Raw genomic sequence first — 17,697 nt, forward strand, 5'->3', positions numbered from 1 at the left:
GCGATGGGCGAGAGACCCCGCCCATCTGTTTGGCGCAACGACCTCTTGCCTCATTGCGTTGCGTAGAAGGTGCCACCGATGCCCGCATCGAAAATCTGCTGGCTGGGATTGTCTACATCGTTGATGCCGCCGCTGACCGCACCCACCATCGCGTTGCCACCCGGACCAAAGAAGTTGCCCCCAAACTGCAAGGTTGCGTCGCCCTCGCGGCCTTCGGCATCCACGCGACCGCTCATGTGGAACACGAAGGCACCGGTATCAAGCGCGGGGATGTTTTGTCCCGCGACCACGGTGGCGGGCATGCTGACACGAGAGATCGAGGCCGGCAGGCCACCGTCGACGTTCAGCTCTCCGTTGATTGCCGTCGTATTGGATGTGCCTGCTTCGGTTGCGACGATATTGCTTGCCGTGCCAGAAAACGGGTTGGAAGTCTGACCTTCCGCCCAGGCGACGCTGATGTCGAGATCACCAATGATTTCTGCCATTTGCGGATCGGCATCGGGGCCGAAAATCTCGGCTGTTCCGCCGTTCACGCCAACCTTGAACTGGCCCTGGTAATCAGCGTTGAGGCTGGTGGGCATGTCGGTCGTCGGTGCGCGGCTGGAGGCAGCATCGAAGGCGGCCTCGTAATTTGCCGATCCGCCGACGCCGCCAGTCCCGCCGCCACCGCCCGAAAGGCAGCCCGACAGGCTCATCATCAATCCGGCCGAAATGGCCGCCAAAGAAATTACTTTGCTCATTCTTATTTTCCACTCACAGTATGTTGAAGCTATGCGGCGGACTATCTTGGGCGATGCGCGTGGCGTCTCCCCCCTGTTCAGGGGGGTGCCGCACATGCGTTAGCGGTTCATCATGCAACCGACGCGCAAACCAAGGGAACAAAACGTCAAATTTGCAAACAGGCACACCGTAAAAAAGTGTCTGGAAACACGGTCAGGGCCGCGGAACGGTCATTGCCAACGGGTCAAGGGGACATGATCTTGCGACGCTACTTCGCTCCGGGAACGCATTTTGCGGGGGTTGTACTCGCGGCGCTTGCGCTGGCTGTCAGTTTGACCTGGATCGCCACCAAACAACCCTGGCTGGGCCTGGTGCTGGAGGCTGACAGCTCTGACGGGGTCACGATCGTCGAGGTTGCACAGGGTACACCGATTTCGCAGGATGTGACGGGCGCGCAGCTTTGGGCGCTTGCGCCTGCGCAACCCAGTGGGGCCGATGCGCCCCGCGGGCTGGACATCGAGGCGGTGGATATCATCGAAGAGCCCGACGCCATTGCGTCGGCCGAACTGCTGCAAAGGTTTTATGACCGGCAGGACCAGATCACCACCGCACTGCGCAGCGGGCCAGTCGCCTTGACCATAGAGCGCGCGGGCAGGTTCGAGACCGTGACCGCCACCGCCGCATCGACGCGACCGCTTGCGGATTTGCCCGTGAAATTCTGGCTGCAATTGTTCGTGGCCCTGACTGGTGGCCTTGTCGGGGCATGGGTCGTGTGTCTGCGCCCCAGAGACGCTGCCGCATGGATGTTTCTGGTGGCCGGTGTCGGGCTTGCCATGGCATCGGCTGCCGCGGCGCTCTATAGCGCGCGCGAAATCGCGCTGGGTGCAACGCTGTTTACGACCGCAAGCCGGATCAACAGCAGCGGTTCGCTGATCTTTGGCATAGGGATGGTGACGCTGTTCCTGCTCTATCCGCGGCGGATCGTGCCGCGCCCTGTGCTGTGGCTTCCGGCAATAGCAATCGGGGGCGCGATTGCGTTCATTCAATTGAACAATTGGCCGCGCCATTATGGTTTGCTGCAGGATTTGATCGCGGCGACCATGCTGGTGTTGCTGGCGGTCATCGTTGCGCAGGTCGTTGTGAACCGCAAAGATCCGCGCGCGCGGGCGATGCTGGGCTGGCTGGGTCTGTCCATCGGGGTCGGCGCTGGCGGTTTCGTCATCACCTCCATCGTGCCGATCCTGTTGAACGTGCCGCCCGTTCTGGAACAAAGCACTGCGTTCCTGTTCTTTCTGCTGATCTATGTCGGCATGGCGATGGGCGTGCTGCGTTATCGTTTGTTTGATCTGGCCACATGGTCGTTCGGGATCATGTTCTATGGGCTGGGCATGGCGCTGCTGCTTTTGCTGGACGCGGCGCTGATTTACGGCCTGTCGCTGGACAGGGCCCCCGCACTGGGGATCGCCCTTGCGGCGGTTGGCATTGTCTATCTGCCGTTTCGCACAGCGGTCGGGCACTGGCTACGGCGGGATCGCAGGCTTTCTGCCGAAGAGTTGTACAAGAGAGTGACCGAAATAGCGCATGCAATGGACGCGACAGAGCAACAGAACCTTCTGATCGCTTTCTGGACCGATCTGTTCAACCCGCTGAAAGTGACCCCCATGAACCGGGGCGAAGGGCGGGCGACCAGGCTGATCGACGATGGTGCGTCCTTGACCCTGGGAGCGATTGCGGGGCTGAAAGGCTTGCGTCTGGACTGGGCGCACCAAGGTGCGCGCCTGTTTTCCTCTGCCGATCTGGCGCGGGCCAAGGCGTTGAATGCCATGGTCGAACAAAGTCTGGAACAGCATCAGGTCTATTTAGAAGCAGTGACGTCAGAGCGGATGCGGATCAACCGTGACATGCACGACAACATCGGCGTTCTGTTGTTGGGCGCGCTGCATGCCGCGTCACCGGACCGCAAGGATCTGCTGATCCGCCAAACGCTTTCGGATCTGAGGGAAATCATCTCGAACCCACTGCAGAACAGCCTGCCCCTGCCGCAACTGGTGGCCGACCTGCGCGCCGAGATCGCGGGCCATCTGGAAGCCGCGGAAATCAGGGTCAACTGGCGGGACCACAGCCTTCCCAACGCGCTTTTGCCCGCGCAGCATGTGCATACGGTCCGTTCTTTCCTGCGCGAATCCACCAGCAACATCGTGCGCCACTCTGCCGCGCGCTCTGTCGATGTGGACCTGTCCGAAGCTCAGGGACTGATGACGATCACCCTGCAAGATGACGGTCATGGTTTTGACGTCGAGACCGTGAAGCTGGGTAACGGATTTATCAATCTGGCGGCGCGGGTCGAACGGCTGGGCGGCACGTTTGATCTGACCAGCGCCCCGAGCGGCACCCGCATCAGCGCCTGCATTCCGCTGGATGCCGGGCAAACGACATTGCGAACCCCCGGCGACAGGGAAGCCGCCGAATGAAACGCGTGCTGATCGTGGAAGACATCGCTGAAACCCGCCGCTGGCTGGCCTCGCTGGTGCTGGAAACCTATCCGCAGGCCGAGATTGCACTGGCCGAAACGGTGCGTGGCGCTGCGAAACTGCAGGACCAGTCCTTTGATCTGCTGTTGATTGATCTGGGTCTTCCGGACGGGTCCGGGTTGGAGGTGCTGCGCCTGATGCAGACTTGCAGCCCTGCCGCGATCAAGGTCGTGACGACGGTGATGGGGGATGACGCCAGCATTGTGGCGGCGCTTTCGGCAGGTGCAGACGGCTATCTGCTAAAAGAAACCGCGCCTGCCGTGATTGCACGGCAATTGGCCCAGTTGTCGATCGGAATGCCTGCAATCTCTCCTGCCATCGCGCGGCGGATCATGGAACATTTCCGCTTTACCGGCCCGACGGCGGGCGTGGATGCACAGCTGACCGAGCGCGAAACCCAGGTGCTGGGCCTGATTGCGCGCGGGCTGCGCAATGCCGAAGTGGCGCATGAGATGGGCATCGCGGAAACAACCGTGGCGGGCTATATCAAGATCATCTACCGCAAGCTGGGCATCGGTTCCCGCGCCGAGGCCGCATGGCACGCCAACCGCCTTGGCCTGCGCATGGGAGAGTGATCGAAGCCAAGCGATGCGCGGGTTTCACCCCCGCTGACACTCCGGCAGCCATCCACAGCCCGTCTGGAACCCAAGCGGCCACTGCCGCGTAGTCTCATCATACACTGCGCGGCAAGACAATGCGGCGACAATTTCTGTCGGCCATTGCCGCAATTGACGGAAAGGCATCCACATGACCGAGAAGTTTACAGACTACCTCACCGATAACGCGCGCGAAGCGTCGATCAATCATCTGAACACCTCGCTGGCCACGGGCATTCAGTTGCAACTGGCGATCAAGCAGGCGCATTGGAACATCAAGGGCCCCAGCTTTATCGGCATTCACGAATTGCTGGACGACGTGCGGGCGCGGCTGGACGATCATGTCGACACCATCGCCGAGCGGATCGTCATCTTGGGCGGCACTGCCGACGGTACCGAGGCCGGGATCGAAAAGAACGGCCAGCTCGAAGCCTATCCGCGCGATGCGGTGCATCAGGACGTGCATATCGAAGAGTTGAAAAAGCGCATGATGCATTTCGTCAAACTGGCGCATGAGGGTTTGACCGAAGCCGGTGACGCCGGTGACGAGGAAACCGCCGACCTCTACACCGCCGTCAGCCGTGGTGTCAGCAAGGACGCGTGGTTCATCGGCGCGCATCACACCAACGCCAAGAAGTAACCAGTTTTGCGTCGCAACCTGATCAAGGGGGCGGCCGCTGGCTGCCCCCTTTCGTTTATGAGGGCCGTAGGTAACGCCGTTCGATATGGAACTTTGCAAATTATGTCTTTGTCCACGCTTGGATAGACCTTAGGCTCTGGTCCAAGGCTCAATTTCGGGGCCAGGTCCAAAGTGGGAGACTTAAGATGGGCAAACGTGACGACCTGATTGCGCAATATGCGGACGATCTGAAGAACAAATGTGGCATGACACCGGACATGGACCTGCTGACCAAGGTCACGATTGGCTGCGGGCCTGCGATCTACAACGCCGATGCATCCACAGTGGCCGCGTCTCAGCCTGCCGAACTGGAAACCGTCAAAGAGAATTTTTTGATCAAGAAGCTGGGTCTGGCCGATGGTCCGCAGCTGATGGAAGCGATCAACAGCGTCATCGAGACCTATGGCAAATCCGAGCGCAACAAGTACCGCGCCGTCGTCTATTACATGCTGACCAAACATTTTGGCAAAGACAGCGTTTACGGCTGATTTCGCCCCGTCAGAGACTGGTTCAGGCCCGCATCACGCGGGCCTTTTCTTTTGTCGGGTCAGGGGTCGATCCCGGCAAGATCACAGATGATCCGCCATTCGGCATCGGTGACAGGCTGCACCGACAGACGCGAATTGCGCACCAGTATCATGTCGTCCAGCCGCCCGTCGGCCTTGATCATATCCAGCGTCACCGGTGTCTGTACCGATGCGATGGCCTTGATGTCCACGCACTCCCAACGGTCATCGTCGGTGCTGCTGTCGGGGTGCGCTTCGGCAATCACCTCGACCACGCCGACGACGGCCTTTTCGGTTTGCGAGTGGTAAAAGAAGCCACGGTCCCCGAGCTTCATCTCGCGCATGAAATTGCGCGCCTGATAGTTGCGCACGCCGTCCCATTCCTCGCCCGCGTCGCCCTTGGCCTGCTGGTCGTGCCAGCCCCAGGTGGATGGCTCGGATTTGAACAGCCAGTACGCCATCAGCCGATGACCTTTTTCCACGCGATCAGCTTGACGTCGGCAAAGAGACCAGCCAGCGCATAGGGGTCGTTGTCCGCCCACATCTGCGCGTCGGCCATGCTGTCGACCGACAGGATCACCAGCGATCCCGCCATCTCGCCGTCGCTGTCCAGCAAGGGGCCCGCCTGGGCAACCACGCCTGTCTTCTCGATATATGCCAAGTGGTTGTCCCGGTTGGCCTTGCGCACGTCCAGCGCGCCTTCCTTGTCTGTGGCAATCAAAGCGATCAGCATGTCATTCTTCCTTGAGTGGGCGCGACAACAGGGCCGCCATGGAGGTGGGCACATCCGCCGTGCCATCCAGCAAGCGGGCGACGGTCTGTGTGATTGGCATATCAACTCCGCTGGCGCGCGTCATCTGCACAATCGCGCGGGCTGTCGCCGCCCCCTCGACAGTGGTGGAATGGTCAAAGCTGTTGCCTGCCCCCAGCGACAGGCCAAGCCGATAGTTGCGCGATTGTTCAGACGTGCAGGTCAGCACCAAGTCGCCGAAACCTGACAATCCGGCCAGCGTATTGGCGTCGGCACCCAGATGCTGCGCAAGGCGGGTCATTTCGGAGAACCCGCGCGTCATGAGCGCTGCACGCGCGCTCTGGCCCAGACCGGCACCGATGGCGACCCCGCAGGCGATGGCGACCACGTTTTTCAGCGCACCGCCCAGCTCAGCCCCTTGGGTGTCGGTGGTGCGGTAAAGACGCAGGTTTTGGGTTGTCAGGGCCTGTTGCAGCATCTGCCCTGCCGCATCACTGGCGCAGGCAAGGGTCAGCGCGGTGGGCAAGCCGCGCGCGATATCGGCGGCAAAGCTGGGCCCGGTCAGGATCGCGGCCGTGGCACGCGGGGCGGCATCCCGGATGATGGTGACAGGACCGCGCCCGGTCGAGACCTCGAACCCCTTGCAGCAGGCGACCAGATTGGCGGTACTGCCTTGGGGGATGTGATCGGCCAGAAACCCGGCAAGGTGCTGCATCGGGACGGACAAAAGCACAACATCGGCCACAAGTGCATGTGCGATATCGCCTGTTAGAGACAGGTTTACGGGCAGTTGCACATCCGGCAGACGCGTCATGTTCATGCCCGTCGCCTGCATCTCGGCCACATGGTCGGGGTTGCGCGCCCAGAGGGTGACAGCGCCCTTTCCCGCCAGAGAAATCGCCAGCGCCGTGCCAAAGGCCCCTGCCCCCAGAACCGAAATCTTCATGCCTTGGCCCCTTTTTTGCCACTGCCCAACATCGCGCGGCTGTCCGTGTCCAGCGGCATGCGGGGCCGTGCGGACAGGTCCATGCCATCCGGTGCGCGTGTCTGCATCTGTTCGATGGCGGCATAGGCGATCATCGCGGCATTGTCAGTGCACAGCGCCAGCGGCGGCGCGATGAAGGGAACACCCCGCCCATGCGCAACAGTCTCTAACCCGACGCGAATTGTCTGGTTTGCGGCCACACCACCCGCGACGCACAGGGCGGTGATCGGACCGCTGGCAGCAACCGCGCGACGGCACTTTTCCTGCAAGACATCGGCCACGGCGGCCTGGAACCCGGCAGCCAGATCGTTCTGATCCTGCCCGGTCAGCCCGCCCTTTTGCGCGACCACCTTGTCACGCGCCCGCAGGGTCGCGGTTTTCAGCCCGGAAAACGACATGTCGCAGCCTTCCCTGTCCAGCAGCGGACGCGGCAGCGCAAAGCGTTTCGGGTACCCCTGCAAGGCCGCGCGTTCGATCGACGGTCCGCCGGGCTGCGGCAAACCGATCAGACGCGCCACCTTGTCGAACGCCTCGCCCGGTGCGTCGTCGATGGTGCCGCCAAGACGGCGGAACGTGTCCGGCCCTGACACTTGCAGAAACTGGCAGTGCCCGCCCGACACCAGCAACATCAGATAGGGGTATTCGACCGCATCCGTCAGCCGGGGGGTCAGCGCGTGCCCGGCCAGATGGTTGACGCCGTACATCGGAATATCCAGCGCTGCGGCCATCCCCTTGGCCAGCATCACGCCCGACACCACGCCGCCGATCAGCCCTGGCCCCGCCGTGACCGCAATAGCGTCGATTTCGCCCGCTTTAGTGCCTGCTTCGCGCAGCGCCTGCCGGACCACATCATCCAGTTTCTCGGCGTGGGCGCGCGCTGCAATCTCGGGCACGACGCCGCCGAAGTCGGCATGCAGGCTGGTTTGCCCCAGAACCACCGAAGACAGCACGCTGCGTCCGCGCAACACGGCCGCCGCCGTATCGTCGCAGCTGCTTTCGATACCCAGCACCGTCAATTCGTTGTTCATGATGCGTGTCCGTTGCGCAATGCTTTGCCCCGAGGTAACACCTACCCACCCTTCAAACAACCAGAGCACAGCATGTCACGGCCCCGGATCACGCTTTTGATGACCCGCCCCGAGGATGGCGCGCGCGCCTTCGTCGCCGCACTGCCCGACAGGGTGACGCGGCACTGCGACGTGGTCATCTCGCCGCTGATGCGCATTCAGGCTTTGTCAGTGGAATGGCCAGATTTCGACGCAGCGATCTTTACGTCGGTCAACGGCGTGGCGCATGGGCCAGAGGCCAAAGGTCGACGAGCGTTTTGCGTGGGGCGTGCTACAGCCGAGGCAGCCGCCAAGGCGGGTTGGCGAGCCCAGGCATCAGGACAAGACGCAGAAACGCTGCTGGCTTCGCTGATTGCGTTGCAACCCGAAAGGCGGCTGGTCCACTTTTCCGGGATACATACGCGGGACGATGTTGCAGCACGATTGCGCAATGCCGGGCTGTCTGCGGAGGCTCTTGCCGTCTATGATCAGGTGCCTATGCCGCTGAATGACGCTGCGCAAAATGCGCTAAGCGGGGAAAATCCTGTTATTGTGCCTCTTTTTTCTCCACGCAGCGCGCTACATTTCAGCCAAGGCGTTGTCGGCACTGCTCCTTTGTACCTTGGGGCGATCAGTGCCGCTGCGGCGGAAAATTGTGCGGAAGTCGACAAGTTTGCACTTATTATCGCGCGGAACCCGGACCGGGCTTCGATGATTGAGGTGGTGCAAATACTGTTGGACAAACTGCTATCGGCTTGAAGCACGACGACGCTGGCGGCTAAGTTTGAACTTGCGTGGTCGAACGCGTCCAAGAATCGGAAGGTAATATCGTGGCGAAATCCAAGTCTCCCAAACCCGGCGGTCCTACGGAAGACGAAGATAAGGTCGCCGTCGATGTGACCGATGAGAGCGCCGAGGCATCTTCTGATACTCCCGATGTCGCGTCAGACGACAGCGTCGTGCTGGCTGAACCGGAGGTCGTGAAGAAGCAGCCGGAGACCGGGGAAGACATTACCGACAACCCGCAGCCTGAAATTGAAACACCCGAGTCCGAGGTCGAGACCGCGCATATCGAGCCTGCCGATCAGGACAAAGAGCCGATTGCCGATTACGTCGAGCCGGACACAACTTCGCCGGATACTGTTGTTGAAGATACGGCGTCTGACGACACGACGTATGACCACGACACCAGGGTTGCCCCAATGCCGACACCCGCACCCGAACGCCGCAGCGGCGGGTTCTGGCCCCTGTTCCTGGGTGGCATCGTCGCCGCCTGTTTCGGGTTTGTCGCGGGCAAGACGCAGATCATGGACCCCTTCATGCCGCCAAGCTGGCGCACTGCCGTCGCACCCGTCGAGACCGGAGCCAGTCAGGAAGCGATAGATCAGGCCGTCGCCGGGTTGCGCAACGAGATCGAGGAGCTGCGCGGTCAGATCCCCACTGCACCTCAGGACAGTTCCGAGGCGCTGAGCGACCTTGAGACCACAATCACCGATCTGGAAACGCGCATTTCCGAGTTGGAACAGCGCCCGGAGCCGTCAACCATTACCTCGACCGCGCCCGATGTCGACATTTCGGGCCTGACCGACGAGTTAGCGGCCCAGCAGGCGCAGATCGACCAGCTTCTTGAAGACGCCGAAACCATGCAGGCGACCGCCACTGCGGCCGCGAACACCACCTTGGCACGGGCTGCGGCCAGCCGTGTTCTGGCGGCGGTGGACAGCGGGTCGCCCTTTGCAGCGGCCCTTTCCGATGTCACAGCCAACAGCGATGTCGAAATACCCGCAGTGCTGGACGACGTCGCAGACGACGGGGTCACGACCCTGTCTGAGCTTCAGCAAACGTTGCCCGATGCCGCACGTTCGGCCCTGGCTGCGGCGCGCACCAATGCCACGGACGAGACCGGCGGCTTTGGCGGGTTCCTGCGCCGTCAACTTGGCGCACGCTCGGTGCAACCGCGCGAGGGCAACGACCCGGATGCGGTGTTGTCGCGCGTTGAAGATGCCGTGCGTCAGGGGCGGATCGCCGATGCCCTGGCCGAAGCCGACGCCCTGCCCGAGCCTGCCAAGGCTGAAATGCAATCCTGGATGAATGCCGCACAGGCCCGTCTTGAGGCCATGAATGCCGCCGAAGCGCTGTTCCAGCGCCTGGCCGCGAACTGAGGGGACCCGCATGATCTGGTCACTAGTCAAAATTATCCTGTTCGTCTGCGCCGTTGCGGCCATCGCCTTTGGCGCTGCGTTTCTTTTGGAAACCGACTGGGGCCTGCGCGCTGTTGTCGCAGGCACTGAGGTGACGCTGGGGCCGCTGGAATCGGTCATGGCGCTGGTGCTGTTGGTCCTTGCGGTCTGGCTGACCCTCAAGATCGTTGGCGCGTTGATCGCGCTTTGGCATTTTCTGAACGGCGACGAAACTGCGCTGACCCGGTATTTTGCCCGCAACCGTCAGGCCAAGGGTTTTGACGCCCTGTCCGAAGGGATGATGGCGCTGGCGTCCGGCGAAGGGCGCCTGGCGATGACCAAGGCGGCAAAGGCCGAGCGGTATCTCAACCGGCCCGAGTTGACCAACCTGCTGACGGCGCAGGCCGCAGAGATGTCGGGCGACCGGCGCAAGGCCGAGGAAACCTATCGCAAGCTGGTGCAGAACGAACAGACCCGTTTTGTCGGCGTGCGCGGCATCATGAAGCAGAAGCTGGCCGAAGGTGACACCGTAACGGCGATGGAACTGGCCAAGAAGGCCTTTGCGCTGAAACCACGCCATGAGGAAACCGGCGACGTCCTGCTGCGGCTTCAGGCGCAGTCATCAGACTGGAGCGGAGCGCGCAACACGCTGAACACCAAGCTGAAAACAGGTGCCTTGCCACGTGACGTGCACAAGCGGCGCGATGCAGTTCTGGCCTTGTCCGAAGCGAAACAGGTGTTCGAGGCCGATCAGACCATCGAAGCACGGGAGGCCGCAATCGAGGCCAACCGCCTGTCGCCCGATCTGATCCCTGCCGCCGTCATGGCCGCGCAAAGCTATATCCAGCAGGGCAACAAGAAATACGCGACGCGTGTGATCAAGAAAGCCTGGGAGGCATCGCCGCATCCCGATCTGGCCGCCACCTTTGCCGCGATCGAGCCGGATGAGACCGCTGCCGCGCGGTTGAAACGGTTCCAGACCCTGACGAAATACCACCGCGATCACCCCGAAACGCGGATGTTGCTGGCAGAACTGCACATCGCCAGCGAAGATTTCCCGCAGGCGCGGCGGGATCTGGGCGATCTGTTCGAGACTGATCCGACCGCCCGCTCCGCCACTTTGCTTGCTGCAATCGCGCGCGGCGAGGGGGCCTCGGACACCGTGGTCAAGGGCTGGCTGACACGCGCGCTGACCGTGCCGCGCGGCCCGCAATGGGTCTGCGAGAACTGCCTGCACATTCATGCCCATTGGCAGCCGGTTTGCGAAAACTGCGAAAGCTTCGACACGCTGGCCTGGACCAAACCGCCGTTGGCCGAGGTTTCCATGCCGGGCAGCGTGGGAATGTTGCCGATGATCGTGGGCAGCCCCGATCCGCAGCCCGCGCCTCCGGCCGATCTGGACATGATCGAGGACGCCGAACTGCTGGACCCGGATGTCGACGACTCCGAAGGCCGACCAAACAGCCGCACCTGATTAAGAAAGGCCGCAGGGCATAACTCTGCGGCCTTGTACATATCCCCAAAATCAAACCATTCCTGCCCCATTCCTGTCGCAGTGTCAGGGCATTTCTGTTGCTGATCAGGACACTATTTTAATTTTAACAATTACGCAGCGGCGGGCAATAAAATGACAGTCTCCGACAGTTTTCAGGAACGGCTTAAACGGCTGGATGCAAAGCATAAGCAGTCAACCCATGTACCACATATGGATCGCAACCCTGCGCCATTGCAGACCGGGCATGGAGTCGAATTCATGCAGCCCAAGACGCTGATACTGGCCTTTGGCGGGCTGGTGTCCCTGGTGGTTCTGGGATCTGTTCTGATGGTCGTGCTGACTGTGGCGCAATAGATCTCGCATTGGCCAGATGCGGCCCTGCACTGCGGTTTTGCAACGAAAAAAGCCGCCCGAACAGGGGCGGCTTTTAGCTTTGCTATGCTAAGGGTACGCCCGATCAGTAGCGATAATGCTCGGGCTTGAACGGACCCTCGGGCGTGACACCGATATAGGCGGCTTGCTCCGGGTTCAGTTCGGTCAGCTTTACGCCGATCTTTGCCAGGTGCAGGCGGGCGACTTTTTCGTCCAGATGCTTGGGCAGGATATAAACATCGTTTTCATAGTGGTCGCCGCGCGTCCACAGTTCGATCTGCGCCAGAACCTGGTTGGTAAAGCTGGCGGACATCACGAACGACGGGTGGCCGGTGGCATTACCGAGGTTCAACAGGCGGCCCTCGGACAGAAGGATCAGACGGCTGCCGGACGGCATCTCGATCATGTCCACCTGTTCCTTGATGTTGGTCCACTTGTGGTTCTTCAGCGCCGCGACCTGGATCTCGTTGTCGAAGTGGCCGATGTTGCCGACGATCGCCATGTCCTTCATCTCGCGCATGTGCTCGATGCGGACAACGTCCTTGTTGCCGGTGGTGGTGATGAAGATATCCGCGTCGGCAACCACGTCTTCCAGCAGCACGACCTCGAAACCGTCCATCGCGGCCTGCAGGGCGCAGATCGGATCAACCTCGGTCACTTTCACACGGGCACCGGCACCGCGCAGTGACGCGGCAGAGCCTTTGCCGACGTCGCCATAGCCCATGACCACTGCAACCTTGCCGGCCATCATGGTGTCAGTGGCGCGACGGATGCCATCGACCAGCGATTCCTTGCAGCCGTATTTGTTGTCGAACTTTGACTTGGTTACGGAATCGTTCACGTTGATCGCGGGGAAGGGCAGCTGGCCCTGCTTTTTCAGATCATAGAGACGGTGAACGCCTGTCGTGGTCTCTTCGGACACGCCGACGATCTGGGTGCGCATCTTGGTGAACCAACCGGGGCTGGCGGCCATGCGCTTTTTGATCTGGGCGAAAATCGCCTCTTCCTCTTCCGACTTCGGAATGGCGATCAGCTCATCCTCGCCCTGTTCGACGCGCGCGCCCAGCAGGATATAAAGCGTGGCATCGCCGCCATCGTCCAGGATCAGGTTCGGGCCCTCTTCGAACATGAACGACTTGTCGAGATAATCCCAATGTTCGACCAGCGACTGGCCCTTGATCGCGAAAACCGGAACGCCGCTGGCCGCGATGGCCGCAGCCGCGTGGTTTTGGGTCGAAAACACGTTGCACGAGGCCCAGCGCACATCGGCGCCCAGTGCCACCAGCGTTTCGATCAGAACGGCGGTCTGGATCGTCATGTGCAGCGAGCCGACGATGCGCGAACCTTTCAGCGGTTTGCTTTCGCCGTATTCCTCACGCAGGGCCATCAGCCCCGGCATTTCGGTTTCTGCGATGTCCAGTTCCTTGCGGCCATAATCGGCCAGCGCGATGTCCTTGACGATATAGTCGTTTGCCATGAGGGCCCTCGTGGGAGTTGTTAAATTTGCCCAGCGCATATCAGTCAGGCCTTAATGAAACAATGCATAACGCCGCTTGGGTCACGCACATGTTGGACCCCTGGCCGCCTCAGGCATGAAAAAACCGGCCAAGCGTCTGCCGGGCCGGTCGGGCATTTCGTTCTTTCAGGTGTCTGTCAGTTCAACTGCGCCAGCAAAGCGCCCGCATCACTGCCATCGTTCCAGTCTTCGCCGGTCTCCAGCACGCAGCTGTTGCCGTCGGGCAGATACTGAACCAGGGACCATGTCCCATTGCGCTCTGACGCCCAAATCTGGGTGTCCTTGTTTTCCTGTCCGGCGACGGGCGCCTCATCATACCAATCGACAAGCGACGCTTCCATTTCGGCGCTGGACATGCAGACGCTGTCAGCCATTGCGGCCGAGGCAGAGAAAATCAGTGCAGTTATGGTCAAGACGGGTTTCATGATGTGCTCCTTCAGGGATAGAACTCTTGGGGCATCATACGGTTCCTTTCTTTTCCAAGAGGTTAAATGGCACGCGCATCCAAGATGGCACCAAGAGCATGGCAAAGAATGCTTTCAGGGCGGCGGCTGGACCTGCTGGACCCGACGCCCGTGGACATCGAGATCGAGGATATCGCGCACGGTCTGGCCTTTGTCGCGCGGTGGAACGGGCAGACGCGGGGCGACTATGCCTATTCCGTCGCCGAACACTCGCTGCTGGTCGAAACCATCTTTGGCCGCATCGCCCCCAATGCCCCAGCCAAGTGGCGGCTGGCGGCACTGCTGCACGATGCGCCCGAGTATGTGATCGGCGACATGATTTCACCGGTAAAGGCGGCCATCGGCCCAAGCTATGGCGTGCTGGACGAACGGCTGGAGGCTGCGGTGCACCTGCGGTTTGGCTTGCCAGCCAAGGTGCCTGTGGCGGTGAAAAAGCAGATCAAGCGCGCGGATACCGTCAGCGCGTGGATGGAGGCGACCGAGATCGCGGGCTTTTCCAAGGCCGAGGCCGACAAGATATTCGGCACACCCGATCCTGCGCTGATGGAGGGGCTTTCGATTGTCCTGCGCCCGCCGGTCGAAATTCGCGCCGATTTCACCGCGCGACACGCGGAACTGCTGGGGGCAATGCCATGATCCGGGTGCGTCACGCCATGGCGCTGGATGCAGGATCAATGGCGCGGCTGTTGAACGCGATCATCGAAAAGGGCGGGACGACTGCGATGACCCGTGCGGTGACGGCCATGGATATCAAGAACTTGATGTCTATCGAACCTGATCGCTCGGCCTGGCAGGTGGCGTTGGACGGTACTGAAGCGGTGGTAGGATTCCAGTGGATCGCGCCGCACGTGAAACTTCCGCCCGAGGCCTGCGATATCGCCAGTTTCGTGCAATTGGGCCGCACCGGGCTGGGCATCGGATCAGCGCTGTTCGATGCGACACGCAAGGCGGCGGCGGACCTGGGATATACCTGGATCAATGCCACCATCCGCGCCGACAACGAGGGCGGGCTGACGTATTACCAAAGCCGCGGCTTTCGCGACTGGGCCATAGACCACGACGTGAAGCTGGACAGCGGACAGGTCGTGGACAAGATCAGCAAGCGGTTTGACCTTAAATAAGGCTCTAACGCGGCGAGCGTTTCGCCAAGATCCGCTGCAGGGTGCGGCGGTGCATGTTCAGACGCCGTGCGGTTTCGCTGACATTTCGATCACACAGCTCGTACACCCGCTGAATATGTTCCCAGCGCACACGATCCGCACTCATGGGGTTTTCAGGGGGCGGGGGCAGGTCGTCGCCGCGTGCCAGCAGCGCATTCGTGATGTCTGTCGCATCCGCAGGCTTCGACAGATAATCGGTCGCGCCGATTTTGACGGCGGCGACGGCGGTGGCAATCGCGCCGTACCCCGTCAGCACCACGACGCGCGCATTGGGGCGGCGTTCGCGCAGAACTTCGACTATGTCGAGCCCGTTTCCATCCTCGAGCCGAAGATCGACCACGGCATAGGCAGGGGGGCGCGCGGTGGCGATGGCGCGGCCTGCGGCGACTGAATCGGCGGTCTCGATCTCGAACCCGCGTTTCTCCATGGCTTTGGCCAGACGGCGCAGAAACGGCTCGTCGTCATCAACCAGCAGCAGCGACTTGTCTTCACCGATATCCTCTGGGCTCACCTCGGCCATCCCGTCTCTCCTGCATGTAAAATCCTGTCAGCGAACTATGTAGCGCGGCCGGGGCTGCGTCAAATATCACCTATGCGTGTTCGACATAGCACTGAACGCGCTCCGCCATCTGCGCGGGTGTCGCTTCGCGGCGGAAAAAGTCGACGACGCCATGTTCCGGCAACGCGAGGTAGGTGAAGGTGGTGTGGTCGACCAGATACAGATCATCGTCCGAAGGGTGCGCCTTGTAATAGGTCTTGTAGGCCTGGCTTGCCGCCTTGACCTGTTCGGGCGATCCCGTCAGGCCGATCATCTTTTCGTGCATGGCTTGCGCATATTCGCCGACGACTTCGGGTGTGTCGCGCGCAGGGTCGATCGAGATGAACGCGCCCGTGGCCGAAATGCCGTTGTCCGCCAGAAGGTCCAGCGCGTCGGAATTGCGCGCCACGTCAAAGGGGCAGACATCGGGACAGAAGGTATAGCCGAAGTAGATCAGCGTGGGTTCGGTGATCACGTCCTTGTCGGTCATGGTTTCACCCTGGCCATTGACCAGCTCGAACGGTCCGCCGATCTGTCCGGTACCCCCGGCCACGGCACTGCCGCTGCACTGTGCAAATTGATCATCTGTGCCCATGCGGGTGAACAGATAGGTGCCGCCAACCACGGCGATGGCGGCGACTGCCGCAAGAATGGCGATAAGACGGGTCATCAGGACCTCCGGCTAAGGATTGCGCCGCTTGGCGCTGCGTGGAACACTGGTATGCAGCCCTAAGGCGGATTTCAATGAACAGCATCGTGACATAATGGCCCAGCCCGATCTTGACCTGATGACGCGTGCCCAGCGGTCCAGCTGGATACGTCTGCGCACGCTGATCCTGTTGCGTTGGGTGGCGATCATCGGGCAGTTAACAGCGATAACCGTGGCGCAGCGTCTCTATGGTCTGCAGCTTGAGCTGGGGCTTTGCTATCTCGCGATCGGCGTGTCGGTGATCGCCAACCTGATCGCGATCTTTGTCTTTCCCGAAAACAAGCGTCTGAGCGAAGTCGAAAACCTGATGATGGTGATGTTCGACTTGCTGCAACTGGCATTCCTGCTGTTTTTAGCGGGCGGGCTTCACAACCCCTTTGCGCTTCTGATGCTGGGGCCGGTGACGATTTCGGCGGCCGTGCTGACTGCGCGCTCGGCGATCATGACCGGAGGCACCGCGATCATCCTGGTGACGATCCTGTCAGAGGTCCATTTTCCCCTGCGCACCAATCAGGGCGAGACACTGCGCATCCCCGATATCTTCGTATTTGGTCAATGGACCGCTCTGGTGATCGCAATCGTGTTCATCGGTGCCTATTCACGGCGTGTGACCTCTGAAATGGATTCGATGTCCGATGCGCTGTCTGCGACGCAAATGGCGCTGGCGCGCGAACAAAAGCTGACCGATCTGGGAGGCGTCGTCGCTGCCGCCGCGCATGAGCTTGGCACGCCGCTTGCGACGATCAAGCTGGCCAGTTCCGAGTTGATCGAAGAGCTGGAAGACCCCGATCTGCGCGAGGATGCTTTGCTGATCCGTGATCAAGCCGACCGCTGCCGGGACATTCTGCGCGACATGGGGCGGGCGGGCAAAGACGATCTGCACCTGCGGCACGCACCGCTGATGGCCGTAATCTCGGAAGCGGCTGAACCGCACAGCCAGCGCGGCAAGCACATCCACTACACGCATGATCCGGACGCGGGGGACGAGATCAACCAGCCGTCGATCCTGCGCAAGCCCGAGATCATCCACGGGCTGCGCAACCTTATACAGAACGCGGTGGATTTCGCCGCCGCGAACATCTGGATCGAGGCGCATTGGACAGACGGCACGATTTCCTTGCGAATCATGGACGACGGGCCGGGATATCCGCCGCAGATGCTGGGCCGGATCGGCGACCCTTTCGTGACCCGAAGACGGGGCATAACCGACAAACAGCCGCGGCCCGCATATGATGGCATGGGCTTGGGTCTGTTCATCGCCAAGACCCTGCTGGAACGGTCGGGCGCAGAGCTGACTTTTGAAAACGGATCAGACCCTTACACCCCGCCGCGTCACGCCAGACAGGCCCAGCTGGGCGCCATCGTCGAAGTGGTCTGGCAGCGTCGCCTGATCGAATCCCAGGGCGAAAAGCTGGGACCGAACCAGCGCTTTTCGATGTGATCCGCGCC

General features: G+C 61.3%; 20 protein-coding genes. 11 read left to right on the forward strand and 9 right to left on the reverse strand.

Annotation, left to right across the window (positions count from 1 at the left end):
- Positions 1 to 50 precede the first annotated feature (50 nt).
- Positions 51 to 740 (reverse strand): hypothetical protein, encoded by a 690-nt coding sequence (locus NTA49_RS02635; RefSeq protein ID WP_258293096.1) that lies wholly within the window; start codon positions 738 to 740, stop codon positions 51 to 53.
- Between the two features lie 234 nt (positions 741 to 974).
- On the opposite strand from NTA49_RS02635, the gene NTA49_RS02640 reads away from it, so the two are divergent.
- The 4 genes from NTA49_RS02640 to NTA49_RS02655 all read left to right on the forward strand — a co-directional run bounded on the left by NTA49_RS02640 (position 975) and on the right by NTA49_RS02655 (position 5,014).
- Entirely contained in the window at positions 975 to 3,191 is a 2,217-nt protein-coding gene (locus NTA49_RS02640) for a sensor histidine kinase (RefSeq protein WP_258293097.1), read from the forward strand.
- Entirely contained in the window at positions 3,188 to 3,826 is a 639-nt protein-coding gene (locus NTA49_RS02645) for a response regulator transcription factor (protein ID WP_258293098.1), read from the forward strand. The genes NTA49_RS02640 and NTA49_RS02645 overlap by 4 nt, the downstream gene beginning before the upstream one ends.
- Before the next feature lie 172 nt (positions 3,827 to 3,998).
- Positions 3,999 to 4,487 (forward strand): DNA starvation/stationary phase protection protein Dps, encoded by a 489-nt coding sequence (gene dps / locus NTA49_RS02650; protein ID WP_258293099.1) that lies wholly within the window; start codon positions 3,999 to 4,001, stop codon positions 4,485 to 4,487.
- Positions 4,488 to 4,672: 185 nt separating this feature from the next.
- Positions 4,673 to 5,014: a DUF2853 family protein gene (locus NTA49_RS02655; protein ID WP_258293100.1), complete on the forward strand. Its 342-nt coding sequence runs from the start codon at positions 4,673 to 4,675 to the stop codon at positions 5,012 to 5,014.
- 59 nt (positions 5,015 to 5,073) lie between these two features.
- On the opposite strand, the gene NTA49_RS02660 is transcribed toward NTA49_RS02655, so the two are convergent.
- The 4 genes from NTA49_RS02660 to tsaD are packed head-to-tail and all read right to left on the reverse strand — an operon-like array spanning position 5,074 to position 7,796.
- On the reverse strand, positions 5,074 to 5,493 hold the full coding sequence (locus NTA49_RS02660) for an EVE domain-containing protein (RefSeq protein ID WP_258293101.1): 420 nt from the start codon (positions 5,491 to 5,493) through the stop codon (positions 5,074 to 5,076).
- On the reverse strand, positions 5,493 to 5,765 hold the full coding sequence (locus NTA49_RS02665) for a YciI family protein (RefSeq protein WP_258293102.1): 273 nt from the start codon (positions 5,763 to 5,765) through the stop codon (positions 5,493 to 5,495). Before NTA49_RS02665 ends, NTA49_RS02660 begins: the two co-directional genes overlap by 1 nt.
- Position 5,766: 1 nt before the next feature.
- The gene (locus NTA49_RS02670; RefSeq protein ID WP_258293103.1) at positions 5,767 to 6,729 is read right to left on the reverse strand and encodes an NAD(P)H-dependent glycerol-3-phosphate dehydrogenase; all 963 of its coding nucleotides are present in this window, start codon (positions 6,727 to 6,729) and stop codon (positions 5,767 to 5,769) included.
- On the reverse strand, positions 6,726 to 7,796 hold the full coding sequence (gene tsaD, locus NTA49_RS02675; protein ID WP_258293104.1) for a tRNA (adenosine(37)-N6)-threonylcarbamoyltransferase complex transferase subunit TsaD: 1,071 nt from the start codon (positions 7,794 to 7,796) through the stop codon (positions 6,726 to 6,728). The genes NTA49_RS02670 and tsaD overlap by 4 nt, the downstream gene beginning before the upstream one ends.
- A gap of 99 nt (positions 7,797 to 7,895) precedes the next feature.
- Here tsaD and NTA49_RS02680 point away from each other — a divergent pair, with 99 nt between their 5' ends.
- The 4 genes from NTA49_RS02680 (at position 7,896) to NTA49_RS02695 (ending at position 11,843) form a co-directional block, all read left to right on the forward strand.
- Positions 7,896 to 8,573 carry a uroporphyrinogen-III synthase gene (locus NTA49_RS02680; protein ID WP_258293105.1) on the forward strand — a complete coding sequence of 226 codons (678 nt, stop codon included), beginning with the start codon at positions 7,896 to 7,898 and terminating at the stop codon, positions 8,571 to 8,573.
- A 71-nt stretch (positions 8,574 to 8,644) separates the two neighbouring features.
- Positions 8,645 to 9,976 (forward strand): COG4223 family protein, encoded by a 1,332-nt coding sequence (locus tag NTA49_RS02685; RefSeq protein ID WP_258293106.1) that lies wholly within the window; start codon positions 8,645 to 8,647, stop codon positions 9,974 to 9,976.
- Positions 9,977 to 9,986: 10 nt separating this feature from the next.
- Positions 9,987 to 11,468, forward strand: coding sequence for a heme biosynthesis protein HemY (locus tag NTA49_RS02690; RefSeq protein ID WP_258293107.1), 1,482 nt, complete (start codon positions 9,987 to 9,989; stop codon positions 11,466 to 11,468).
- 231 nt (positions 11,469 to 11,699) lie between these two features.
- Positions 11,700 to 11,843 carry a hypothetical protein gene (locus tag NTA49_RS02695; protein ID WP_258293108.1) on the forward strand — a complete coding sequence of 48 codons (144 nt, stop codon included), beginning with the start codon at positions 11,700 to 11,702 and terminating at the stop codon, positions 11,841 to 11,843.
- Between the two features lie 103 nt (positions 11,844 to 11,946).
- On the opposite strand, the gene ahcY is transcribed toward NTA49_RS02695, so the two are convergent.
- A complete protein-coding gene (gene ahcY / locus NTA49_RS02700) occupies positions 11,947 to 13,338 on the reverse strand; it encodes an adenosylhomocysteinase (RefSeq protein ID WP_258293109.1) in 1,392 nt (463 codons plus the stop codon).
- 176 nt (positions 13,339 to 13,514) lie between these two features.
- Positions 13,515 to 13,802 carry a hypothetical protein gene (locus tag NTA49_RS02705; RefSeq protein WP_258293110.1) on the reverse strand — a complete coding sequence of 96 codons (288 nt, stop codon included), beginning with the start codon at positions 13,800 to 13,802 and terminating at the stop codon, positions 13,515 to 13,517.
- A gap of 66 nt (positions 13,803 to 13,868) precedes the next feature.
- On the opposite strand from NTA49_RS02705, the gene NTA49_RS02710 reads away from it, so the two are divergent.
- Entirely contained in the window at positions 13,869 to 14,477 is a 609-nt protein-coding gene (locus NTA49_RS02710; RefSeq protein WP_258293111.1) for an HD family hydrolase, read from the forward strand.
- Positions 14,474 to 14,962 carry a GNAT family N-acetyltransferase gene (locus NTA49_RS02715; RefSeq protein WP_258293112.1) on the forward strand — a complete coding sequence of 163 codons (489 nt, stop codon included), beginning with the start codon at positions 14,474 to 14,476 and terminating at the stop codon, positions 14,960 to 14,962. Before NTA49_RS02710 ends, NTA49_RS02715 begins: the two co-directional genes overlap by 4 nt.
- Positions 14,963 to 14,966: 4 nt before the next feature.
- Here NTA49_RS02715 and NTA49_RS02720 read toward each other — a convergent pair whose 3' ends face one another.
- Together NTA49_RS02720 and NTA49_RS02725 are read right to left on the reverse strand one after the other, a co-directional pair.
- Complete coding sequence (locus tag NTA49_RS02720; protein ID WP_258293113.1) at positions 14,967 to 15,521, reverse strand: ActR/PrrA/RegA family redox response regulator transcription factor; 555 nt, start codon at positions 15,519 to 15,521, stop codon at positions 14,967 to 14,969.
- A gap of 70 nt (positions 15,522 to 15,591) precedes the next feature.
- Positions 15,592 to 16,209 carry an SCO family protein gene (locus tag NTA49_RS02725; RefSeq protein WP_258293114.1) on the reverse strand — a complete coding sequence of 206 codons (618 nt, stop codon included), beginning with the start codon at positions 16,207 to 16,209 and terminating at the stop codon, positions 15,592 to 15,594.
- Positions 16,210 to 16,303: 94 nt separating this feature from the next.
- Here NTA49_RS02725 and regB point away from each other — a divergent pair, with 94 nt between their 5' ends.
- Complete coding sequence (regB, locus tag NTA49_RS02730) at positions 16,304 to 17,689, forward strand: sensor histidine kinase RegB (protein WP_258293115.1); 1,386 nt, start codon at positions 16,304 to 16,306, stop codon at positions 17,687 to 17,689.
- Positions 17,690 to 17,697 lie beyond the last annotated feature (8 nt).

The organism is Pseudosulfitobacter koreensis (assembly GCF_024733015.1).
Taxonomy (GTDB): Bacteria; Pseudomonadota; Alphaproteobacteria; order Rhodobacterales; family Rhodobacteraceae; genus Pseudosulfitobacter; species Pseudosulfitobacter koreensis.